Below are 23,130 nucleotides of genomic sequence, written 5' to 3' on the forward strand. Positions count from 1 at the left end.
TGCTCTTCGAATATGACGTAATCGTCTGGAAAAGGATTGCGCGTCAATGGATTTCGGGACCTATCCGCCGGAGATAAACTCCGCTCGGATATATGCCGGTCCCGGTGCGGGGCCGTTGCTGGCCGCTGGGCAGGCGTGGGCCGGATTGGCCGACGGGTTGTACACAGCGGCGGCCGCCTACCAGTCAGCGGTGTCCCAACTGACCTCAGGGCTGTGGACGGGTCCGTCCTCGGCTTCCATGACAGCCGCGGCCGCAACGTATTTGGACTGGCTGAGCACCGTTGCGGCGCAGGCCGAGGAGACGGCCGGCCAGGCGACGGCAGCAGTCGCCGCATACGAGGCGGCGTTTGCCATGACGGTACCGCCGCCTAGCGTCGCGGCCAACCGGAGCCTGCTGGCAGCGTTGGCGGCAACGAACTTTCTCGGCCAGAACACGCCGGCCATTGCAGCCACCGAGGCGCAGTACGCCGAGATGTGGGCGCAGGACGCACTGGCGATGTACAACTACGCGGCCTCCTCCGCGGCCGCGACTGTGCTTACGCCGTTTTCGTCTCCTGAGCAGAACACCCGCCCCGACGCCCCGTCCGCTCAGGCCGCCGCGGTCGGGCAGGCACTCGCCACGCCCGCCGGCAATGCCCAGCAGGCCGTATCCGGCTTTTCGCAGGTGCCGACCGCGCTGGACAGCCTTGCAGCACCTGCCCAATCGAGCGCTGCCGCAGACTCTCTCGACACGTTGAGCGACCTCATCACCATTTTTCTGGGCACGCCGGCCGCCCTCGCCGGCCTGGGAGCGAGCGTCCCCCTGGCAGTTGTGTTGGGGCCAGTCGATCTCCCGTTCGTCATCAACGGCTACCTCGTCGGTACGCACACCGACGACATCGTCAGCGGCTGGAACGGCGAGGAGTCCTGGCCGGGCACCGCGCCGGCGCCGGTCAAGGAGTTCCCGGCGACACTGTCCAATTTGCCCCGGGGCACGGTGCCGACGGCATCGGCCGGACTGGGTGCGGCCGACACCGTCGGTGGCCTGTCCGTGCCGTCCGCGTGGACGGTCTCGGCGCCCGAGATCCAAACCCGCGCGCTGGCGCTGCCGCTGTCCCAAGCCGGCCCCGCGACCGCCGCGGCAGAAGCCGCTTCCGGCAGTTCCGTCGGCGACTCAGCGCTGGCGACGATGACGGGCCGCGCGATGGCGGGCCAGCCCAATACGCAAGGCAGTCCTGTCCCGCAGGGCACCGAGCTACGTGTGCCCGCAAAGATCGTGGCCGCGACGGCAGCCGACGAGCCGGCCACCTCCACCCGCACCCCTCGGATCGTGGTAACCGGAGTCGCGGCCAAACTCCGTGATATCACCAAGCTTCGCGACGAGGGGCGGTTGACCCAGGAGGAATACCTCGAGCTGAAGAAGTGCCTGCTCGGTCGCTGAACGTCATCGAGTCCCGTCAGGGGGCGAGGGCCGGCAGCTCCCGGATCCCGAACTCACGCCGTAACAGGGTGCGCGCGGCATAGTAACCGGCCATGCCGTGCACACCGGCTCCCGGCGGCGTGGCCGCCGAGCACAGGTACACCTTGGGAATTGGTGTGCTCCAAGGGTTTACTCGCGGTGTGGGTCCGCCGACTGCGCGCAAAACCGAGGCCCCGCCCACGCCAATGTCCCCACCGACGTAATTGGCGTTGTGGGCGCTCAGCTGAGCTGCGGGCACGCTGCGCGCCGCCACCACCACGTCGCGAAAACCGGGCGCGAAGCGTTCCACGACGGCGGTCACGGTGGCGGTGGCATCGACGGTGGATCCCGCCGGCACGTGGGCGTAGGTCCAGAACGGACGGCGGCCGGTGGAGTCGATTCGACCGGGATCGGCAAGGTGGGGAACCGAAGCCAGCACCATCGGCCACTCGGCGTGCCGCCCGGCGGCGATATCGGCCTCCGCCGAGGCCATCTGTGCACGGGTGCCACCTAGGTGCAGCGTCGCCGCCTGCGCCAACCGCGGATCCGTCCAAGGGATGTCGCCGCTGAGCACGAAATCAACCTTCGCGACGCCCGATCCAAATGTGTAGCGGCGCAAAGCTTTAGCGTATCGGTGCGGGATGGACTCCCGGTAGACCTGCAACAGGGTGGTCGGTGCGGTGTCGAAAACGACCACCCCGCTGGGCGGTTCGGTGACTTCGGCCCCCGCCGTCAGTTGGCCGCCGTGCGCGCGTAGGTCGGCGATCAGGGCATCGGTGATTCGCTGGGTACCGCCGACCGGGATCGGCCAGCCGACCGAGTGGGCGAGGGTGGCCAGCATCAGCCCGGCGCCGGCGGACGCCAGCGACGGTAGCGGTGTAATCGCATGGGCGGCAACGCCGGTGAACAACGCCCGGGCATCCTCGCCGGGCAGCGCTCCCCAGGCCGCGGTGCCCTGGGCCAACATTCGCAGCCCGAGGTGGACGACGGTGGCCGGCGAACCTGGAACCGATCGTTTGTCGCCGAGCAGAAACCCCACGACGCCGTCGTCGTTGCCTACCAACGGGCCGAGGAAACGCCGCCACGACGCACCGTCGTCCAACTCCGCGCAGGTGCGTTCCAGGTCTCGATAGGCGATCGCCGCCCGGCCGGCCGGCAGCGGGTTGGCGTAGGAGATCTCCGGGACCGACAACTGCACACCCCGCGCGGGCAGGTTGAACGCCGCAAAGAACGGTGACGCCAGCGCCAGCGGGTGCACCGCCGAGCACACGTCGTGTGAGACTCCGGGGAATTCGATGTCGGCCTGGGTGCGGGCGCCGCCACCGAATGTCGGCTGCGCCTCGAAGACCTGAACTTTCAACCCCGCGCGGGCGCAGATCACGGCCGCGGCGAGTCCGTTGGGCCCGCTGCCGACGACGGAGACATCCATAACTCGATTAGAGCTGACTTGCGCGCTCAAAGCGAAGCGGTGCACACCACCTCATCGAGGCTGGCGGTGCGAAAGCCGGCGGCGGCCGCACGCCGGCCCAAATCTGCGGTCGGCTCGGTCTCCGGCGCAACGCCCACCCGATCCAGCCGTTCCGTGTGGTACATCGCGGGTCCGTAAGCCACCTGCTCGGTGAGAAAGTAGCTTCCGCCGCCGGGGGCTTGGCGCACTGGATTTTCCATGGTGCGCACACCTCCCGCCTGGGCCGCGTCGGCGTAGTTGATCGCCACCTGGAACACCTTTGTTTCGGCGTCGAACACCGCCCGCAACCGGGTGATGAGGTTCTCGCGCACAAAGAACTGCCAGCCTTGACCCAGGTGCAGCCAGAACGGTCCGGCGACCTCACCGCGCAGGTGCGCCAGCGGGGTCCCGACGGATTCCTCCGGGCCAGGGTGGCAGAACTCCAGGAATTCGTAGCGGTTCAAGAGCGTCGCGCGGTCCGCGGCGGACAGCCCGGCATCGACCGCCAGGAAGCGCCCGACCCGCGACACATCGGTGCAGCAATTCAGAAACGAGTTCAGTGTCAGCTCGGTGACGGCACGATCCGGTCCGGCGACGAGACTGACCACCACGTCGGCGTCGGGTGGGCCGCAGACCATACCCCGCACCAGCTCGGCGGGATACGAGGATGCCGCTTCGCGCAGCGCCGTCGCACAGATTTCGCGGTTCTCCGCAATCCGCTGCCGATCGTCGTCGGGCAGGTCGGGTTGGGCCAGCACGCGACGCCAGACCGCGAAGGCCTCCGCGTGCTTGTCGATCCACGAAGCGCACAGCGCCAGCTCGTCCAGCGCACCCCACTGGTAGACCTCCTGGCTGACATACAGCGTGTCCTGCTCCGGGTAGGGAATGGCGGCGGCACGTTCGGCGAACAGATAGCCGAGCCAGTACCGCTCGTCGAGCCGGTACCGATGCGCGATGTCATACAGCGGCTCCGCGCGCGACGGCCGGAACTCCCAGGCCCGCAGGTAGGCGTCTTGCACCTGCGGCCACGCCTCGCCTTGTGACCACATGGAACTCGCGACCCGGTACAGCGCGTAGTAGACCTCTTCGTCCCATCCGCCCATCTCGGAGCGTTGCAGATACCACTTTCGCGCGTTGTCGAAATCCGCCAGATCGAAATAGCTCTGCGCCAGATAGAACACGGATCGCGCGTCGTCCGGGTTGCGCTCGACCTCGGCCAGTAACAGGTCGCGATCGCTTTCATACTTCTTCTGCGGGTCGGAGTTCCGCGCGCCGAGGCGGCGGGAATCGATGTAGTAATCGCCATCGAGCCGATCGTGGGTGAAGTCCCCGTCCACCATCACGTACTCGTGCACGACACCCTCGTAGCGAACCGGCAACCCGTCGCGAAACAGATTGGGGCGCCAGAAGACGGCCGAACCGAGCCCGTAACGCAGCTGGTAGAGGTCCTCGCCGAGTTGGCCGAAATCGAGAGTGCCCTCGATGCTGTCGTCAGCGTCGAGCACCCAGATGTAGTCGCCGTGGCCCTGGGCGAGCGTCAACGCCTCGGAGCGGTTGTGCCCGAAGTTGCGCCAAGGCCGCTCGAAGAGGTCACCGGGGATGCCCAGGGCCGCCATCCGGTTGCGGATCAGGTCCTGGGTTCCGTCGTCTGAGCCGGTGTCCACGATCACCCACGACCTGATGTAGGGCGCGACCATGTCGAGGGTCGCCTCGATGATCGGTGCCTCGTTGCGGACGATCATGTTGAGGCAGATCGCCGGGCGGGTGGGGGAGGACACGGCCGGATCGTACCCAGCAGCGCCGCATGACGTTGCGTGATTTTCCCGAGTGATGTCTGGCCGCGCCGCGGGCCGCCGTTGCGTCCGACTACGCTGTCCGCGTGAACTTGCCTGTTGTGTTAATCGCCGACAAACTCGCCGAATCGACCGTCGCTGCCCTGGGTGACCAGGTTGAGGTGCGCTGGGTGGACGGGCCCGACCGCGAGAAGCTGCTGGCCGCGGTGCCCGACGCCGACGCGCTGCTGGTGCGATCGGCCACCACCGTGGATGCCGAGGTGCTGGCCGCCGCCCCCAAGCTGAAGATCGTCGCCCGCGCCGGCGTCGGCCTGGACAACGTCGACGTGGACGCGGCCACCGCCCGCGGGGTGCTGGTGGTCAATGCGCCGACGTCGAACATCCACAGTGCCGCCGAGCACGCAATCGCGTTGCTGCTGGCCGCGGCCCGCCAGATCCCGGCCGCCGACGCCACGTTGCGTGAGCACACCTGGAAGCGCTCCAAGTTCTCCGGTACCGAGGTCTTCGGCAAAACCGTCGGCGTGGTCGGCCTGGGCCGGATCGGCCAGCTGGTCGCGCAGCGGATTGCCGCGTTCGGTGCCCACATCGTCGCCTACGACCCCTACGTGTCCTCGGCCCGCGCCGCCCAGCTGGGCATCGAACTGCTCTCCCTGGACGACCTGCTGGCGCGCGCCGACTTCATCTCGGTGCACCTGCCCAAGACGCCGGAAACCAAAGGCCTGCTCAACAAGGAGGCACTGGCCAAGACCAAGCCGGGCGTGATCATCGTCAACGCGGCCCGCGGCGGCCTGGTCGACGAGGCGGCGCTGGCCGAGGCGATCACCAGCGGCCACGTGCGGGCCGCCGGCCTCGACGTGTTCGCCACCGAACCGTGCACGGACAGCCCGCTTTTCGAGCTGCCGCAGGTGGTCGTCACACCGCACCTGGGTGCGTCCACCGCAGAAGCTCAGGACCGGGCCGGCACCGATGTGGCCGAGAGCGTGCGGCTGGCCCTGGCCGGCGAGTTCGTGCCCGACGCGGTCAACGTCGGCGGCGGCGTGGTCAGCGAAGAGGTGGCGCCCTGGCTGGATCTGGCCCGCAAGCTCGGTCTGCTGGCCGCCGCGCTGGCCGACGAGGCGCCGGTGACGTTGTCGGTGCAGGTGCGCGGTGAGTTGGCCGCCGAAGATGTCGAGGTGCTGAAGCTCTCGGCGCTGCGCGGCTTGTTCTCGGCGGTCATCGACGAGCCGGTGACCTTCGTCAACGCGCCCGCCCTGGCCGCCGAACGCGGCGTCACCGCCGAGATCGGCAAGGCCACCGAAAGCCCCAATCACCGCAGCGTGGTCGAGGTGCGGGCGGTCGGCGCGGACGGCTCGGTGGTCAACGTGGCCGGGACGTTGTCCGGGCCGCAACTGGTCGAGAAGATCGTGCAGGTCAACGGCCGTCACTTCGATCTGCGCGCCCAGGGGATCAACCTGGTCATCAATTACGCCGACCAGCCCGGGGCACTGGGCAAGATCGGCACGCTGCTGGGCGCGGCCGGGGTGAACATTCACGCCGCGCACTGTCCCGAGGACGCTGAGGGCACGAACGCGACGATCCTGCTGCGGCTGGATCAGGACGTGCCCGACGACGTGCGCTCGGCAATCGCGCAGGCGGTGGGCGCCAACAAGCTCGAAGTGGTTGATCTTTCGTGACCAAACTCGCGGTGATCGCCGGCGACGGCATCGGACCGGAAGTCATCGACGAGGCACTCAAGGTGCTCGATGCCGTCAAGCCGGGCATCGAGAAGACTACCTACGACCTCGGCGCGCGGCGCTACCACGCCACCGGTGAGGTGCTGCCGGACTCGGTGGTACCCGAACTGCGCCAGCACGACGCCATCCTGCTCGGCGCGATCGGCGACCCGTCGGTGCCCAGCGGTGTCCTGGAGCGGGGTCTGCTGCTGCGGATGCGCTTCGAACTCGACCATCACGTCAATCTGCGGCCGGCCCGGCTGTACCCCGGGGTGCAAAGCCCGCTCGCCGGCAACCCCGACATCGACTTCGTCGTGGTCCGCGAAGGAACGGAAGGCCCCTACACCGGCAACGGCGGCGCGATCCGCGTCGGCACCCCGCACGAAGTCGCCACCGAGTTGAGCGTGAACACCGCATTCGGGGTGCGCCGGGTGGTGATCGACGCGTTCGAGCGGGCCCGCAAGCGGCGCAAACACCTGACCTTGGTGCACAAGACAAACGTGCTCACGTTCGCCGGGGGACTGTGGCTGCGGACCGTGCAGGACGTCGGCACGCAGTATCCCGACGTGGAGGTGGCCTACCAGCATGTCGACGCGGCCACCATCTTCCTGGCCACCGACCCGGGCCGGTTCGACGTGATCGTCACCGACAACCTGTTCGGGGACATCATCACGGATCTGGCCGCGGCGGTATGCGGCGGCATCGGGTTGGCTGCCAGCGGAAACATCGACGCGACCCGGACCAACCCGTCGATGTTCGAACCGGTGCACGGTAGTGCGCCCGACATTGCCGGTCAGGGCATCGCCGACCCGACCGCCGCGATCATGTCGGTGGCGCTGCTGCTGGCCCATCTTGGCGAGGACGAGGCCGCGGCAAAGGTGGATCGGGCCGTGGCGAGTTACCTGGCGACTCGCGGGGACGAACGGCCTGCCACCACCGATGTCGGCGAACGGATTGCAGCCGCGCTCTAGTCTCCAACCCTGGTGGCAGTAACTCGGCAGGCACCAGCGGCACCGCAGCCAGCGGGAACAGGCCGCACAGCGCCCACGCCAGCGGGTAGGCGGCCGCGGTGATCAGCGCACCGAACATCGGTGGACCGGCCGCGGCCATCAACCGCTGCATGGTGTTCTGCGTGCCCAGCGCGCGTCCGCTCCAATACGGCCCGGCGAACTCGGTGATGGCGGTGGCTTCCAGGCCGTTGTCCAGCACGGCAATCACCGAGACGAGGATCATCAGCAACACGTCGTAGCGGGAATCCGCGTGGTCGGCGAGGGCCAGCAGAAACAGCGTCAACGCCGACGCGGCGGCGATGATGCGGACCGGCCGCATCCGGGAGCCGATCCGATCCGACCAGCGGCCGACCAGGATCCGGCCGCCGGCGCCGATCAGCTGCGAGATGGTCACCAGTCCGCCGGCCGCCGCCACCGTCCAGTGGTGGTGGTTGATCAGCCAGACCAGCATGAACGTCACCGTCACCGTCTGCGGCATCATCAGCAGCGCGGAAACGGTGTGGATTCGCCACAGCACCCCCCGATCCCAGGTAGGGGCTGGACAGTTCCTCGTCGCTGGCCGCTGCGCGCGGTTTGCGCGGCGGGTTCACCACGCCGATCAGGCTGACCACCGCGGCGACGGCGCATACCACCGCGGGAAACATCAACCCGGCATGCGCGCCGCCTTCGGCCAGTTCGGGAATTGCCATGGCGCCCAACGCAATTCCGAATGGTTGCGCGGTTTGGCGGATGCCCATGGCCAGGCCGCGCTGTTGCGGCGGGAACCAGCCCGACACCAGTCGGCCGCCGGCGCTGTTGGCGCTGGCGGCGGCCATGCCGCCCAGGAACAGGAAGACGCCCATCGCGAGCAGCGAGTGCACGGACGCGGCGGCGTAGGAGGCGGCGGCGGTCAGGGCCGAGCCCAGCGCCAGCACGATCCGCTCGCCGATTCGGTCCAGCACGTAGCCCCACGCGATCAGCGTCACCACCATTCCCCAGCTTGGCATCGATGCCAGCAGGCCGGCCTGGGTCAGCGGGATTCCGCGCGCGGCCTCCAGTCGCGGGATCAGAAAGGCAACACCGTTGATAAATAGGAAAGAGCTTGCCGTGACGAACAGCGACAGGACCAAGATCGACCAGCGGGCGACCGCGCCGGCCGGCTCTTGAGACATCCACTCATGCTTGCACAGCACCGAGCCGATCGGCCTGACGAATGGCCGCCGGCAGCGTCGTGGTCACTCGCGTGTGTTCACTTCGTTCTCCGCGAGCCAGCCCGTCGACCGCCGGTCCACGAAACCGGGTACCTCCAACCCGGTCGGTACCACCGGGGCCGCTGCGAGCGGAAAGATCGCGCACAGCGCGAACGCCACCGGATAACCGAAGGCTCCGATGACCGCCCCGAACAGCGGCGGCCCGGCGAGCGTCATCAGCCGTTGGCCGGTGTTCTGCACACCCAGCGCACGACCGCTCCAGAACTGCCCGGCGTATTCGGTGATCGCGGTCGCCTCCAGGCCGTTGTCCATCACGGTGATGACCGACACGGCGACCATCAGCAGCACGGCCACGGGATGGTGCTCGTTGGTGAAGGCCAGCAGCATCATCGACACACTGGTGGCCAGCGCGATCAGGCGTATCGGCCGCATCCGCGAGCCGATTCGGTCCGACCACCGCCCGGCCGCCATCCGGCTGAGCGCGCCGAGCAGCGCGGTGACTGCCACCAATATCCCGGCGGACTGCCTCGACCATCCCTGATCCGCGCGCAGCCAGATCAGCATGAACGTGACGGTCATCGACTGCGGCATCACCATCAGCGCGGACAGCGCATGAATGCGCCACAGCACGGATGAACCTCGGTAGGGACTCGCCAACTCGTCCGGATGGGCTTGGGCGCGCGGCTTGTGTGGCGGGTCATGCGCGACGACGGCGGCGACCACGGCCGACACCGCGCATGCCAGTGCCGGGAACAGCAGTCCACCGTTGGGTGACCCGTGTTCGGCGAGGTCCGGAATTACCAAGGCGTCCATCGCGATCCCGAGCGGCTGGGCAGTTTGGCGGATACTCATCGCCAGGCCCCGCTGCTGCGGTGGGAACCATCCGGCGACCAGCCGGCCGCAGGCCGGGTTGCAGCTGGCCGCGGCCATCCCGCCCAGGAACAGGAAGACCCCCATCGCAACCAGCGAGTGGACGGTCGACGCGGCGTAGGCCGCAGCCGCCGTCAACGAGGAGCCGATGGTGAGCACGATGCGTTCGCCGACAAGGTCGGCGACGTAACCCCAGGTGATGAGTGTGACCACCATGCCCAGGCTCGGCATCGCCGCCAGCAACCCGCTTTGCGACAGCGGGGTGGCCCGGCTGGACTCCAGGGCTGGGATCAGGAAGGGCGTGGCATAGATGAAGCTGAACGCACTGGCTGTCAGCACGAGCGCGACGGCAACCATCGACCAGCGCGTGGTAGCGCCGATCGCGTCCGATGACATCAAGCCATGCTTCCATACTGACAGCAATTCAGCAGGTTGCGGTGAGGAAGAGTTCTTGCCGGACCGCCCGCGTACCGCAGTAGATTCAGCTCTATGCAGTCCCACGCCGCGACCGAGCAGGTTCGTGCTGCCATCACGAGCGCGTTGTCCGGGGCGCCCCGGGTGGTGATGGTCGAGGCGCCCAACGATGCCTGGTACGTCCAGGCCGTGTTCGCCGGACTGCGCCGAAACGTGCCGGTGTACGTGCGGGACGAGGAGATCACGGGCAGCGCCGTGGCCACCGGGCAGGGTGCGCCGCCTGTCGCATTCTTCAGATATCACCGGCTGGTGCACCCCGGTTACCCGTTCATCGCCATGTTGGTGACCAGTGGAATCGGTACGGTCCAGTCCACCGGTCTGGACGAAAACCTGTGTGCCTACTACTCGGAGAACGACACTGCGGACGACACCGCAGAGCGTGTTCAGCAGCTGATGAACCGCCTGACTTTCGCGGAGCCGCTGACCGTTGTGGACGAACGTCGTCTTGTCCCGGGTACGGGGGTGGTGGTCCCGCTGGTCGCGGGGCGGCCGCCGGTCGTCTATCGGCTCAACCCCGCCCCCGGGCCGCAGCACGGTTCGCATACTTTACCTGCGGTACCGGACATTCTTGATTCCGCGATCCGACGGTGAAGCGGTGAAAGCCTTGCGGCAGTTCGGATTTGCGCCCTGGCGCCCCGCAGGCTAGTTGAGCGGAACAGCGCCCGGCCCGAACTCGTGCTGCTCGGGTGGGTCGTGCCAGTCGATCCCGGGACGCCATGGGATGAAGCCGAGCCGCTCGAGATATCCAGAGCAATCGCCCTCGGGGCGCGGGACGATGAACTTCAGGAACAGCCCGCCGGGACCCGACTTGTCGGGTCGCACGTCGTGCACCACGGGCAACGCGAACTCGCGCTGCGGGATGATCATGCCGACACCCGGGCCGATCTGCCGTGGAGAGAGTGGAACCCGGCGCTGTTGGGAGAGCATGATCTCACTGACCAAACGTCTTGCGGTGTGGGCGGTTTCAGTGGGCAGGGGGTAGTGCGTGAAATAGTAGGCGGCCAGCCGGCGGTCGAGGACCGTCGACTGCACGGTCGCGTCGCCATCGAGGTTCAGCGTCGCCACGAACGGATAGTCCGGGTGCACCAAAGCCTGGTAGAGGTCGAAGTGCGGTCCCAGGCCGCAGCCTTCGCGCGTCTCGGGGCAGACGTAGACCGCCGTCGTAGACCCCACGCCGCGAAACAGGCTGTCGACGAACTGCTGCTCGTCGCGCGCGCTCACCAGCACGATGCGGGGCTCGCCGTGAAATGCCGCGATGATCTCCTGCCGAGCGGCCACCGAATCGACGGCCGGATACCGTAGTGCGGCCGGGGCATAGGTTTCCGTTGCGGGGCCGACGGGTTCGACGTGTTCGGCGGGCTCGGCGGGTTCGGCGGGTTCGGCGGGTTCGGCGGATTCGATGGGGCCGACGGGTTCGATGACGGTGACCGCGTATTCCGCCGTGCGGGGCCCGGTCACAGCGCGAGGCCGGGTTACCGTGCGGGGCCCGGTTACCGTGGGGGCCCCGGTTGCGTTGTGGGCGGCCAACGTCGCCAACTGCTCGCGGGCATAGTCCGACATCCGTGCCTGCACCACCCGGCCGCCGTCGGCCACCTCGACGGTGTCGTCCTGGGTGGCCAGGCGTTCCCACACGCTTCGACCGGCGGCGGCGTCGAGCCCGGTCAGCAGCGTGGCGGCGTACACCCGTCCGGCCGGGGTGGCGTCAGTCAGAAGTCCGAAAATGCGCCCCAGGTTCGCCGACCCCCCGGCACGAATCCGCTGGAACGCCTTGGCTGCCGGCTGGTCGGCATCGGCAGCCCCCGCGCCGCCCAAAGCCACCGCGCGGGCCCGTCTCAGTTCGTCGAAATCCGCGTCGATATCCGGGCCCGCAGGCCCTCCGGCAGACCCTTCGCCAGACCCTTCGGCAGACCAAGCCACCGAACCAGGATAGCGGTGACCACTCCGGTTGCCGCCAAGCCGATCTGCTTGAATGCCCTTGAATGCTGCAGTCGAGCCGGTGTCAGCCAGCCGGCAGTCATCGGCGTGCCCGCAGCGTGATCTGATGAGCTGTGGGCCGGACGTAGGAGAAAACGCATGCGCCTTGGTCGAATCGCCAGTCCGGACGGAGTCGCATTCGTCAGCATCGACGGCGAATTGGGCGACCCCGCCAACATGACGGTCCGCGAAATCGCCGAGCACCCGTTCGGCACGCCGACTTTCACCGGCCGCTCCTGGCCGCTGGCCGACGTGCGGCTGTTGGCGCCGATACTGGCCAGCAAGGTGGTCTGCATCGGCAAGAACTACGCCGACCATATCGCCGAGATGGGCGGCGTCACCGGCCCGGCGCCGGCCGACCCGGTGATATTCCTGAAGCCCAACACCGCGATCATCGGGCCCAACGTACCGATTCGATTGCCCGCCAACGCATCACCGGTGCATTTCGAAGGCGAGCTGGCGGTGGTGATCGGTCGGGCGTGCAAGGACGTCCCAGCAGCCCAGGCCGCCGAAAACATTCTCGGCTACACGATCGCCAACGACGTGTCGGCCCGCGACCAGCAGAAGGCCGACGGTCAGTGGACGCGCGCCAAGGGACACGACACCTTCTGCCCGGTCGGTCCCTGGATCGTGACCGATCTCACTCCGTTGGACCCGGCCGATCTGGAACTGCGCACCGAGGTCAACGGCGAGGTCAAACAGCAGTCCCGCACCTCGCTGATGATCCACGACGTCGGCGAAATCATCGAGTGGATCTCGGCGGTGATGACCTTGCTGCCAGGCGATCTCATTCTCACCGGAACGCCCGCCGGGGTGGGGCCCATCGAGGACGGCGACACCGTCTCGATCACCATCGAGGGCATCGGTACGCTCACCAACCCGGTAATGCGCAAAGGAAAGTCGTGACTGTTCGAGTTCGGTTCTGCCCGTCGCCCACCGGAACGCCGCACGTCGGGATGGTGCGCACCGCGCTGTTCAACTGGGCCTACGCCCGGCACACCGGCGGCACCTTCGTCTTTCGCATCGAGGACACCGACGCCCAGCGGGACAGCGAGGAGAGTTACGCGGCACTGCTCGACGCGTTGCGCTGGCTGGGCCTGGATTGGGACGAGGGCCCCGAGGTCGGCGGCCCTTACGCGCCGTACCGGCAGTCGCAGCGCGGCGACATCTACCGGGACGTGGTGGACCGGCTGTTGGCGGCGGGCGAGGCCTACCAAGCGTTCTCGACGCCGGATGAGGTGGAGGCGCGCCACATCGCTGCCGGGCGCAACCCGAAGCTGGGCTATGACAATTTCGACCGCGGGCTCACCGACGCCCAGCGCGCGGCGTACCTGGCCGAGGGACGCCAGCCGGTGGTGCGCCTGCGGATGCCGGAGGAGGACCTCAGCTCGGACGACCTGGTGCGCGGACCCACCACCTTCGCGGCCGGCTCGGTACCGGACTTCGCGCTCACCCGCGCCAACGGAGATCCGTTGTACACCTTGGTCAATCCGTGTGACGACGCGCTGATGCGGATCACGCATGTGCTGCGGGGCGACGACCTGCTGCCGTCGACGCCGCGGCAACTGGCGTTGTATCAGGCGCTGATCCGGATCGGGGTCGCCGAGCGAATCCCGCAATTCGCCCATCTGCCAACGGTTCTGGGGGAGGGCACCAAGAAGCTGTCCAAACGGGACCCGCAGTCGAACCTGTTCGCCCACCGCGATCGCGGTTTCATCCCCGAGGGGCTGCTGAATTACCTTGCGCTGCTCGGCTGGTCGATCGCCGACGACCACGACCTGTTCAGCCTGGACGAGATGGTCGCCGCGTTCGACGTTGTCGACGTCAACTCCAACCCGGCCCGATTCGACCAGAAGAAGGCCGACGCGCTGAACGCCGAGCACATCCGGAGGCTCACGGTCGACGACTTCACCGGCCGGTTGCGCGACTATCTCGACACCCATGGTCACCGACTCGGGCTGAGTGAGGCGCAGTTCGCCACCGCCGCCGAGTTGGTTCAGACCCGAATCGTCGTGCTCGGTGATGCCTGGGATCTGCTGAAGTTCCTCAACGACGACGAGTACGCGATCGAGGAGAAGGCCGCCGCCAAGGAGCTGGGCGCTGATTCGGGTCCGGTGCTGGATGCGTCCGTCGCGGCCCTGCAGGCCGTGGCCGGCTGGACGACCGCGCACATCGAGGAAGCCCTCAAGGCCGCCCTGATCGAGGGGGCTGGAGCTCAAACCGCGCAAGGCTTTCGGGCCGATCCGGGTCGCGGTCACCGGCACCACGATCAGCCCGCCGCTGTTCGAGTCGCTGGAGTTGCTGGGCCGCGATCGCAGCCTGCACCGGCTGCGGGCGGCGCGGCAGCAGGTTCTCGCGCCGTAGCGCCTAGGCATGCGGAGTGCGGTCTGAGTCTTTGATACTCTGCACTTCGGCTTTCGGAGGCTTTTGGGAAGCTTTCGGAGGCTTTCGCAGGCTTCCGGAGGCTTGCGGAAGGTCTACAACGGCTGGCCACAGTTGTCGCAAAAAGGCGGGTAACTTACCCGCAAAATCGGCAGTGACCAGCAGTTTTAGGCAGCCAATGGGGTATGGTGTAATTGGCAACACAGCTGATTCTGGTTCAGCCATTCTAGGTTCGAGTCCTGGTACCCCAGCAAGATCCCACCGCGCGTCAGACCGCTGCCAGCTAGCTGCCGAGTGATTAGGTGGGGTTTCCGGGGTGAGCTATGCTGACTCCTCGGATCATGTCCGGCCCCGTCGTCTAGCGGCCTAGGACGCCGCCCTCTCACGGCGGTAGCGTGGGTTCGAATCCCATCGGGGCTACTTCAGTTGTTCGGCGGGCTATCGCACCGTCGGCGCGGTCGAGCCGCCCACCGGCATCGGGGGCATGCCCAGTTTGCGGTGATCCCAGGACCGGGTGCGCCGGCTGACGATGCGCACGCCGACCCGCTTGTTCATCATCTGGTCGACGAACGGCTTCATCTCGTCGGTGTAGGGGCCGGTGTAGCGCTCCCACACGCTGATCCCGACCCGGTGCAGCACCTCGGGGTCGTCGACGATCTCGGCCACGCCCTCGAAGGAAACCCCGCGCAGGGTGTCGTAGGTGTCGCCGTCCTCGAGCAGGAAACTCACCCGCGGATCGCGCTTGAGGTTGACCGCCTTCTGCGATTTGGCTTTGGTCTCCAGCCAGATCTCGCCGTCGACGACGGCGTACCACATGGCCGTCAGGTGCGGTTGGCCGTCGGGGCCGATGGTGGCCAGCGTGCCGGTGCGGCTGTTGGTGACGAAGTCGGCGATCTCCTCGGGCGACATGACGATGCTCGCGCGCTGATTGGTTCCCATGGCGTCAGTGTGTCAGGTGGCTCCGTTGTCCCGCTGCCGGGTTCGCCTCGCGCACTCAGAGTCGACGGGTGAGTGCCTCGGCGGCGGCCAGCAGGTCCGCGGCCCACCGCGCCCCCGGGCGCCGGCCCATCCGGTCGATCGGGCCGGACACCGAAATCGCCGCAACCACAACGCCGCGGCTGTCGCGCACCGGTGCCGACACGCTGGCCACGCCGGGCTCGCGTTCGGCCACGCTCTGCGCCCATCCTCGGCGGCGCACCTCGGCCAGCACCCGGTCGGTGAATTTGGCATGGGGCAGCACCGCTTTTTGAGTGGCGGCATCGCTGTGGGCGAGCAGCACTTTGGCGCCCGATCCCGCCGTCATCGGCAGCCTGGTGCCGACCGGAACCGTATCGCGAAGACCCGCAGGCGGTTCCAGCGCGGCCACGCAGACTCTGGTGGTGCCTTCCCGCCGGTACAGCTGGACACTTTCGCCGGTGGTCTCCCGCAGTTGGGGCAGTACGGTCGCGCTGGCGCTCAGCAACGGATCGCTGACGTGGCCGGACAATTCGGTCACGGCCGGCCCGAGCCGCCAGCGGCCGTCGTCGTCGCGCGCCAGCAGGCGGTGTACCTCCAGTGCGGCCGCGAGCCGGTAGGTGGTGGCCCGGGGCAGGCTGGTGCGCTCGCACAGTTCGGTGAGCCCGCAGGGCGATTCGGCTACCGCGTGCAGGATGCCCACTGCCTTGTCCAGCACACCGATGCCACTCTGTTGTCTCACAAGTCAATACTAGCGTCTCAGAATTTGGGATGACACCGCTGCGGCCTGCTGAGACGTTGTCGGACTCTCGTCGATACCGGTATGCTGTCTCATGATAAGACATTCGCGTCTCACATATTGAGATCCCAGCCCAGTCGGATCGGTGCGGCGCGCGACCAACGAATCGAGGCAATTCGCGCATGAGTTCAGCCAGCGCCGGGCCGCGCACTCTGGCCGAGAAGGTATGGGACGACCACGTTGTGGTCTCGGGCGACGGGACGGCTCCCGACCTGATCTACATCGACCTGCACCTGGTGCACGAGGTCACCAGCCCGCAGGCTTTCGACGGTTTGCGACTGGCCGGCCGCCCGGTACGGCGGACCGACCTGACCATCGCCACCGAGGACCACAACGTGCCCACCCTCGACATCGACAAGCCGATCGCCGATCCGGTGTCGCGCACCCAGGTCGAGACACTGCGGCGCAACTGCGCGGAATTCGGTGTGCGGCTTTACCCGATGGGCGACATCGAGCAGGGCATCGTGCACGTCGTCGGCCCGCAACTCGGCCTCACCCAGCCGGGAATGACGATTGTCTGTGGCGATTCTCACACCTCGACGCACGGCGCATTCGGTGCGATCGCAATGGGTATCGGCACATCCGAGGTCGAGCATGTGCTCGCCACCCAGACGTTGCCGCTGCGTCCGTTCAAGACGATGGCGGTCAACGTCGACGGCGAATTGCCCGCCGGGGTGTCGGCCAAGGACATCATTCTTGCGGTGATTGCCAAGATCGGAACCGGCGGCGGGCAGGGCCATGTCATCGAATACCGGGGCAGCGCCATCGAATCGCTTTCCATGGAAGGCCGGATGACGATCTGCAACATGAGCATCGAAGCCGGTGCCCGCGCCGGCATGGTGGCCCCCGACGAGATCACCTACGAGTTCCTGCGCGGCCGCCCGCACGCTCCCACCGGCGCCGACTGGGATGCCGCACTGGCCTATTGGCGGGAACTGCGCAGCGATCCCGGCGCTGTCTTCGACACCGAGGTGTACCTCGACGCAGCTTCGCTGAGCCCGTTCGTGACCTGGGGGACCAACCCCGGTCAGGGGGTTCCGCTGGCCGCCGCGGTGCCCGATCCCGAACTGATGACCGACGACGCGCAGCGCCAGGCCGCCGAGAAAGCGTTGGCGTACATGGACCTTCGGCCTGGAATGGCGATGCGCGACATCGCGGTCGACGCCGTGTTCGTCGGCTCGTGCACCAACGGCCGCATCGAGGATCTGCGGGTGGTGGCCGACATCCTGCGGGGCCGCAAGGTGGCCCCGGGTGTGCGGATGCTGGTGGTCCCCGGTTCGATGCGGGTGCGCGCCCAGGCGGAAGCCGAAGGGCTGGGAGAGGTTTTCACCGCGGCCGGCGCCGAATGGCGGCAGGCGGGCTGCTCGATGTGCCTGGGAATGAACCCGGACCAACTCTCGCCCGGGGAGCGCTGCGCGGCGACGTCCAACCGCAATTTCGAAGGGCGACAGGGCAAGGGCGGCCGAACGCACCTGGTGTCACCGGCCGTTGCCGCGGCCACCGCGGTGCGCGGCACGCTCTCCGCGCCGGCCGACTTGAACTGACCAGACTTGAATTCAGACTGAGAAATAGGGGAATCATGGAAGCGTTTCACACCCACACCGGAATAGGGGTGCCGCTGCGGCGGTCCAATGTCGACACCGATCAGATCATTCCCGCGGTGTTCCTGAAACGGGTCACCCGAACCGGTTTCGAGGACGGCTTGTTCGCGAGCTGGCGCTCGGATCCGTCATTCGTGCTCAATCTCAGTCCCTTTGACCGGGGTTCAGTGTTGGTTGCTGGGCCGGATTTCGGCACCGGGTCCTCCCGCGAACATGCGGTGTGGGCGCTCATGGACTACGGATTCCGGGTCGTTATCTCGTCCCGGTTCGCCGACATTTTTCGCGGCAACGCGGGCAAGTCGGGTCTGTTGGCGGCCGAAGTCGACCAAGATGGTGTCGAACTTCTCTGGAAGCTGATCGAGCAGAGCCCGGGGCTGGAAATCACTGTCAATCTTCAAGATCGAAATATCACTGCGGGAACCACGGTGTTGCCGTTCAGGATTGACGATCACACTGCGTGGCGATTGCTCGAAGGACTCGACGATATCGGCCTTACGCTGCGGAAACTCGCCGAGATAGAGGCTTTTGAAGCCCACCGTCCGGCGTGGAAACCGCGCACTGTGCCAACCTCCTGACGCGTTGCGGCGGCGCCGAATTGCGACTCGGTTGCCACGCTGAACCAAGGCAATTCGCGGCGGCGCCACCGGCCTAGGGCGGCAATCGGATTGCGAATTTGTCGGCTATCGGGGCCTGAAATTGCGCGTGGCTCTTGGCAATTTGCCAGCTGAGGGTTTACCGTGTGCTCTAGTCGGTTCCAAAACGAGGACCACTGGCTTCGGAGGGTTGGATGAACAAAGCAGAGCTCATAGATGTGCTCACACAGAAATTGGGCTCAGACCGTCGGCAGGCGACCGCCGCTGTCGAGAATGTCGTCGACACGATTGTGCGTGCCGTGCACAAGGGCGAGAGCGTGACCATTACCGGCTTCGGTGTCTTCGAGCAACGGCGCCGCGCGGCTCGGGTGGCCCGCAACCCGCGTACCGGCGAGACGGTCAAGGTGAAGCCCACTTCGGTGCCGGCGTTCCGTCCCGGAGCCCAATTCAAAGCCGTTGTGGCTGGCGCACAAAAGCTGCCGGCTGAGGGCCCCGCGGTGAAGCGCGGTGTGGTCGCGGGTGCGGCCCGGAAGACGGCGGCCAAGAAGGCCCCCGCCAAGAAGGCAGCGACCAAGGCTCCGGCCAAGAAGGCTGCGACCAAGGCTCCGGCGAAGAAGGCTGCGACCAAGGCTCCGGCGAAGAAGGCTGCGACCAAGGCTCCGGCGAAGAAGGCCGCGACCAAGGCTCCGGCCAAGAAGGCCGCGACCAAGGCTCCGGCGAAGAAGGCCGCGACCAAGGCTCCGGCCAAGAAGGCCGCCACCAAGGCCCCGGTACGCAAGGCTGCGACCAAGGCCCCGGCCAAGAAGGCTCCGGCCAAGAAGGCCACCGCCACGCGGCGCGGCCGCAAGTAGTACTACACGCAATACCCTTCGGGTGACAGCGATGTCGCCCGAAGGGTATTCGTATGCGCGCGATTGGCGGCGTCAGGCCCGGACGTTGGCGGCAAGCGGGCCGCCGATGTGGTCTGCCGCGATGAGCTTGCCGTCAACGAGCGACAGCACCCAGGTGCTGCCTTTGAGATTGCGCGACTTGTCTGGCCGGATCCCGTCGCGGTCGCACCACCAGCCGATCAGATCCGGAATCACCTTGCCCTGCGTACAGATCACCGGCGTGCCCGCCCGTCCGGCGATCTGCAACACCCGCTGGCGTCCGCGCTTGGGATTCTTCGCGTACGCCTCCTCGGTCAGGTCGGGCTCGTTGTGAACTGCCACACCGAGTTCGGCGGCCAGCGGTTCCACCGTCTGGTGACAACGCACCCGGTCGGCCGCATACACGTGGGTTGCGCCGAACGCGGACAATTGGGAAACCAGCGCCTCGGCTTGGGCGCGCCCCTTCTTGTCCAACGGTCGTTTGGTGTCGTCGCCGCGGTAGCGCGCCTTGGAGCCCGCGGTGCCGTGCCGCACCACCAGCACGGTCTTGGTGTCCGCCGGTTGTTTGGCGAACCGTCGCAAGACCTTTCGGTCCGGTGCGTAGTCGAGGGCCTGCATGGCCTCGGTCACCGGTAGCCAGCGCAACTCGTCCACCTCGTCGCCGGGGGTGAATTCCCCGCCCAGGCTGCGGGCGGCCCAGTAGTGCACCTTCTTGATGCCCTGGTCGATCGGGTAGGTGATCGTGGTGAGGCACCTGCCGAGATGACTGTGCTGGCCGGTCTCTTCGAACACTTCGCGCACGGCGGCCACCGGTGCCGTCTCGCCCGGATCGACCTTTCCTTTGGGCAGCGACCAGTCGTCGTAGCGGGGGCGGTGGATCATCGCGATCTCGATCGACTCGCCCGAGTCCGCGACCGGTCGCCATAACACCGCACCCGCGGCGTACACGATCCGGGCCGGCCGGGCCGACGATTTCTGGGGCGACACTCAACTCCTGCAAGTCAATTCGAACATGTCGTGCGCGGCAGTGGATGTGTTCCGGAGCGGGGCCCGAGCTCAGGTGCTGCGATGCTTCTCCATCAGCGACACCTGGTGGTCGCGCACACTCTCGCCGTCCTGCGGGGAGGCGGTCCACACCCCGTCGGATCCTAGTTCCCAGCAACGGGTGGCGGGGTCGAGGGCCGATTCGAACAGTTCGTTGAGCTGTGCGGTCAGGCGCGGGTCTTTGACTTGAGCCATCACCTCGACCCGACGGTCGAGATTGCGATGCATCATGTCGGCGCTGCCGATCCAGAATTCGTTGATCGCGTTGAAATGCAGGATGCGCGAGTGTTCCAGGAAACGGCCGAGAATCGAACGCACGAAGATGTTCTCGGACAAGCCCTCCGTGCCCGGGCGCAGCGCGCAGATGCCGCGCACCACCACCTCCACCCGCACGCCCGCCTGCGACGCGCGGTACAACGCGTCGATGACCTGCTCGTCGACCAGGGCGTTCATCTTGAGCCGGATCCGCGCGTCCTTGCCCTGCCGGTGCGCCTCCACCTCGCGCTCGACCCGCTCGATGATGCCGGTGCGAATTCCATGCGGCGCCACCAGCAGATTGCGGTACTGCAGCTTGCGCGAGTATCCGGTGAGCGTGTTGAACAAGTCGGTGAGGTCGGCACCGATGTCGGGGTCGGCGGTGAGCAAGCCCACATCCTCGTACAGCCGTGCCGTCTTGCCGTTGTAGTTGCCCGTCCCGACATGGCAGTACCGCTTGATGTTCGGGCCTTCGCGGCGCACCACCAGGCAGGTCTTGCAGTGCGTCTTGAGTCCGACGAACCCGTACACCACGTGCACTCCCGCCTGCTCCAGCGTGCGGGCCCAGCGGATATTGGCTTGTTCGTCGAAGCGCGCCTTGATCTCCACCATTGCCACGACTTGTTTTCCGGCTTCGGCGGCGTCGATCAGCGCCCGCACGATCGGCGAGTCACCGGAGGTGCGGTACAGCGTCTGCTTGATCGCGAGCACCGCGGGATCGGCGGCGGCGGCTTCGATGAAGCGCTGCACGCTGGTGGAGAACGAGTCGTACGGGTGGTGCACCAGCACGTCACCTTCGCGCAGCGTGGCGAAAATGCCGCGGGTCGTCTCCAGATCGGCGAAGGCCGGGTGGGTGGCCGGGACGAACGCCCGGTCCTTGAGGTCGGGGCGGTCCACTCCATATATCTGCCACAACGACGACAGGTCCAGCAGCCCAGGCACTTCGATGACGTCACCGGGGTGCACGTCGAGTTCGCGGTGCAACAGCTCGAGCATGCTCTCGGTCATGTCGTCGGCGACTTCGAGGCGCACCGGGGAACCGAACCGGCGGCGCGCCAACTCCCGCTCGAGTGCCTGCAGCAGGTCTTCGTCGCGGTCCTCTTCCACTTCGAAGTCGGCGTTGCGGGTGATGCGGAAGGCATGGTGCTCCACGATTTCCATGCCGGGGAACAACACCGGCAGGAACGCGGCGATCAGTTCCTCCATCGGCAGGAATCGCACCACGGTGCCATCGGAGCTCTCGTCGCCGTCTTTGGCCTCGAGTTGGACGAACCGGTCGACGTTGTCGGGCACCTTGACCCGTGCGAAATGCTGGGTGCCGTCTTCGGGTTGCTTCACGGTGACCGCCAGGTTCAGGCTCAACCCGCTGACGAATGGGAACGGGTGCGCGGGGTCGACTGCTAGCGGCGTCAGGACCGGGAAGACCTGCTCGTTGAAATACGTCGACAGGTGGTCACGCTCATCCTCATCGAGGTCGGCCCACGTGACGATCGAGATGCCTTCTTCTTCCAGCGCGGGCAACACCGCTTCGAGGAACACCTTGGCGTGCCGGCTGGCGATCTGCTGGGTCTGCTCGCCGATGCGGCGCAGTTGCTCGCGCGGCGTCAGGCCGTCGGCGGAGCGCACCGACAGTCCCATCTCGTCGCGGCGTTTGAGGCCGGCGACCCGGACCATGTAGAACTCGTCGAGGTTGGAGGCGAAGATCGCCAAGAACTTGGCCCGCTCCAACAGCGGCAGCGAGTTGTCGGCGGCCAGCGCCAGGACGCGGGCGTTGAAGTCCAGCCAGCTCAGTTCGCGGTTGAGATAGCGCTCTTCGGGCAGCGTGTCGCTGATCGCGGCCGGAGTCGCCGCGGGCGGGGCGGCCGGGGCCGAGTCGCCCGGCTGCCATGCGTTCTCGTCGGGGCGTACCTGCGGGCTGGCTTCGATATCGGTCACCTTGCGATCATTGCCTACGCCTGGCGATGCTGCCAGCAGTCTGCCGACATCCAATCCGCCGTTGGCGTGTGATTCACCGGCTGGAAAGGTTGGCCGCGCGGCTCGGTGCGCTAGCGATGCCCGACGGCGCGCGCAGTCGCCGGGCCCACCCCAAGTTTGCGGGCGGCGGCCAGGTCGGCCGGCGTGTCGACGTCGCAACGCAGCCCGGGCCACGCGCCGGTGAGCTCGATGGCACCCGAACGGCGGTGTCGCGCGGAGGAATCCGGACCGAATTGCGGTTGCAGCGGTGTGCCGAACGCGCACAGCACCGACGTTCCCGTGCCGGCCCGGTCGGCCACGAAGCTGCGCGGGTAGGCGCGGGCGGCCGAGATCGCCTCGTCGAGTTCCTGAGTTTGCAGTGCAGGCAAATCCCCTTGCAGCACAACGAGATTGGTCACCGAGGTGGTTTTCGAACCGGTCATAGCGCGTTCGGCCGCGGCGATGGCGCTGTTGAGCGGGTCGGGGTCGTCGGCCGGCGTCGGGTCGGCCAGCACCTCGGCACCCAGTTCGGCGGCCGCGGCGCCGGCGGCCTCGTCGGGGGTGATGACCACGATCGAGTGCAACGAACGCACCCGCGACGCCGCCGTCAGCGTGTCCATCAACATGCCCAGCACCACGGCCTCCCGGGTGGGCGCCGAGAACACCGGCGCGAGCCTGGTTTTGGCGGCGGCCAGGCGCTTGACGGCGATGATCAGACCCACCTCGCCGTCGGTGCGTGTGCCGCTCATGAGTGTCATCCTGCCAGCGCCGG

At 67.3% G+C, this 23,130-nt stretch carries 17 protein-coding genes, 2 tRNA genes and 3 pseudogenes; 11 read left to right on the plus strand and 11 right to left on the minus strand.

What is annotated here, in order from left to right:
* Positions 1-46 precede the first annotated feature (46 nt).
* Positions 47-1,420: a PPE family protein gene (locus tag L6444_RS08915; protein ID WP_236981762.1), complete on the plus strand. Its 1,374-nt coding sequence runs from the start codon at positions 47-49 to the stop codon at positions 1,418-1,420.
* Positions 1,421-1,436: 16 nt separating this feature from the next.
* On the opposite strand, the gene L6444_RS08920 is transcribed toward L6444_RS08915, so the two are convergent.
* Together L6444_RS08920 and L6444_RS08925 are read right to left on the minus strand one after the other, a co-directional pair.
* Positions 1,437-2,867: a phytoene desaturase family protein gene (locus L6444_RS08920; RefSeq protein WP_236981763.1), complete on the minus strand. Its 1,431-nt coding sequence runs from the start codon at positions 2,865-2,867 to the stop codon at positions 1,437-1,439.
* A gap of 26 nt (positions 2,868-2,893) precedes the next feature.
* Complete coding sequence (locus L6444_RS08925) at positions 2,894-4,663, minus strand: tetratricopeptide repeat-containing glycosyltransferase (RefSeq protein ID WP_236981764.1); 1,770 nt, start codon at positions 4,661-4,663, stop codon at positions 2,894-2,896.
* A gap of 101 nt (positions 4,664-4,764) precedes the next feature.
* Between L6444_RS08925 and serA the strand changes: the two genes are divergently transcribed.
* Together serA and L6444_RS08935 are read left to right on the plus strand one after the other, a co-directional pair.
* A complete protein-coding gene (gene serA, locus L6444_RS08930; protein ID WP_236981765.1) occupies positions 4,765-6,351 on the plus strand; it encodes a phosphoglycerate dehydrogenase in 1,587 nt (528 codons plus the stop codon).
* On the plus strand, positions 6,348-7,361 hold the full coding sequence (locus tag L6444_RS08935; RefSeq protein WP_236981766.1) for a 3-isopropylmalate dehydrogenase: 1,014 nt from the start codon (positions 6,348-6,350) through the stop codon (positions 7,359-7,361). The genes serA and L6444_RS08935 overlap by 4 nt, the downstream gene beginning before the upstream one ends.
* 181 nt (positions 7,362-7,542) lie before the next feature.
* Here the strand turns inward: L6444_RS08935 and L6444_RS31020 are convergent.
* The 3 genes and pseudogenes from L6444_RS31020 to L6444_RS08945 all read right to left on the minus strand — a co-directional run.
* Positions 7,543-7,881: pseudogene (locus L6444_RS31020) on the minus strand (MFS transporter); the annotation flags it as partial.
* Positions 7,882-8,005: 124 nt separating this feature from the next.
* Positions 8,006-8,551 (minus strand): annotated as a pseudogene (locus L6444_RS31025) (MFS transporter); the annotation flags it as partial.
* A gap of 63 nt (positions 8,552-8,614) precedes the next feature.
* Entirely contained in the window at positions 8,615-9,856 is a 1,242-nt protein-coding gene (locus L6444_RS08945; RefSeq protein WP_236981767.1) for an MFS transporter, read from the minus strand.
* 93 nt (positions 9,857-9,949) lie between these two features.
* Here L6444_RS08945 and L6444_RS08950 point away from each other — a divergent pair, with 93 nt between their 5' ends.
* Positions 9,950-10,525: a hypothetical protein gene (locus L6444_RS08950; RefSeq protein ID WP_236981768.1), complete on the plus strand. Its 576-nt coding sequence runs from the start codon at positions 9,950-9,952 to the stop codon at positions 10,523-10,525.
* Positions 10,526-10,576: 51 nt separating this feature from the next.
* Here L6444_RS08950 and L6444_RS08955 read toward each other — a convergent pair whose 3' ends face one another.
* On the minus strand, positions 10,577-11,851 hold the full coding sequence (locus L6444_RS08955) for a hypothetical protein (RefSeq protein WP_236981769.1): 1,275 nt from the start codon (positions 11,849-11,851) through the stop codon (positions 10,577-10,579).
* A gap of 156 nt (positions 11,852-12,007) precedes the next feature.
* Here L6444_RS08955 and L6444_RS08960 point away from each other — a divergent pair, with 156 nt between their 5' ends.
* The 4 genes and pseudogenes from L6444_RS08960 to L6444_RS08975 all read left to right on the plus strand — a co-directional run bounded on the left by L6444_RS08960 (position 12,008) and on the right by L6444_RS08975 (position 14,710).
* Positions 12,008-12,814, plus strand: a complete 807-nt coding sequence (locus tag L6444_RS08960) for a fumarylacetoacetate hydrolase family protein (RefSeq protein ID WP_236981770.1) — start codon at positions 12,008-12,010, stop codon at positions 12,812-12,814.
* A 50-nt stretch (positions 12,815-12,864) separates the two neighbouring features.
* Positions 12,865-14,272, plus strand: a pseudogene (gene gltX, locus L6444_RS08965) (glutamate--tRNA ligase).
* Between the two features lie 197 nt (positions 14,273-14,469).
* Positions 14,470-14,541, plus strand: a tRNA-Gln gene (locus L6444_RS08970).
* A gap of 96 nt (positions 14,542-14,637) precedes the next feature.
* Positions 14,638-14,710: transfer RNA gene (locus tag L6444_RS08975), tRNA-Glu, on the plus strand.
* A gap of 18 nt (positions 14,711-14,728) precedes the next feature.
* On the opposite strand, the gene L6444_RS08980 is transcribed toward L6444_RS08975, so the two are convergent.
* Positions 14,729-15,229 (minus strand): PPOX class F420-dependent oxidoreductase, encoded by a 501-nt coding sequence (locus tag L6444_RS08980; protein WP_236981771.1) that lies wholly within the window; start codon positions 15,227-15,229, stop codon positions 14,729-14,731.
* 55 nt (positions 15,230-15,284) lie between these two features.
* A complete protein-coding gene (locus L6444_RS08985) occupies positions 15,285-15,986 on the minus strand; it encodes an IclR family transcriptional regulator (RefSeq protein ID WP_236981772.1) in 702 nt (233 codons plus the stop codon).
* A 179-nt stretch (positions 15,987-16,165) separates the two neighbouring features.
* On the opposite strand from L6444_RS08985, the gene leuC reads away from it, so the two are divergent.
* The 3 genes from leuC to L6444_RS09000 all read left to right on the plus strand — a co-directional run bounded on the left by leuC (position 16,166) and on the right by L6444_RS09000 (position 19,088).
* On the plus strand, positions 16,166-17,587 hold the full coding sequence (gene leuC, locus L6444_RS08990; protein WP_236981773.1) for a 3-isopropylmalate dehydratase large subunit: 1,422 nt from the start codon (positions 16,166-16,168) through the stop codon (positions 17,585-17,587).
* A 35-nt stretch (positions 17,588-17,622) separates the two neighbouring features.
* Positions 17,623-18,219 carry a 3-isopropylmalate dehydratase small subunit gene (gene leuD / locus L6444_RS08995; protein WP_236981774.1) on the plus strand — a complete coding sequence of 199 codons (597 nt, stop codon included), beginning with the start codon at positions 17,623-17,625 and terminating at the stop codon, positions 18,217-18,219.
* Between the two features lie 212 nt (positions 18,220-18,431).
* Positions 18,432-19,088: an HU family DNA-binding protein gene (locus tag L6444_RS09000; protein WP_236981775.1), complete on the plus strand. Its 657-nt coding sequence runs from the start codon at positions 18,432-18,434 to the stop codon at positions 19,086-19,088.
* 72 nt (positions 19,089-19,160) lie between these two features.
* Here the strand turns inward: L6444_RS09000 and mutT1 are convergent, their stop codons facing one another.
* The 3 genes from mutT1 to cofC all read right to left on the minus strand — a co-directional run bounded on the left by mutT1 (position 19,161) and on the right by cofC (position 23,107).
* Positions 19,161-20,093: an 8-oxo-(d)GTP phosphatase MutT1 gene (gene mutT1, locus L6444_RS09005; RefSeq protein ID WP_236981776.1), complete on the minus strand. Its 933-nt coding sequence runs from the start codon at positions 20,091-20,093 to the stop codon at positions 19,161-19,163.
* A 69-nt stretch (positions 20,094-20,162) separates the two neighbouring features.
* Positions 20,163-22,376 carry an RNA degradosome polyphosphate kinase gene (locus tag L6444_RS09010; protein ID WP_236983951.1) on the minus strand — a complete coding sequence of 738 codons (2,214 nt, stop codon included), beginning with the start codon at positions 22,374-22,376 and terminating at the stop codon, positions 20,163-20,165.
* A gap of 74 nt (positions 22,377-22,450) precedes the next feature.
* A complete protein-coding gene (gene cofC / locus L6444_RS09015; protein ID WP_236981777.1) occupies positions 22,451-23,107 on the minus strand; it encodes a 2-phospho-L-lactate guanylyltransferase in 657 nt (218 codons plus the stop codon).
* Between the last annotated feature and the right edge of the window lie 23 nt (positions 23,108-23,130).

Origin of the sequence: Mycobacterium kiyosense (genome assembly GCA_021654635.1) — a bacterium.
GTDB lineage: Bacteria > Actinomycetota > Actinomycetes > Mycobacteriales > Mycobacteriaceae > Mycobacterium > Mycobacterium kiyosense.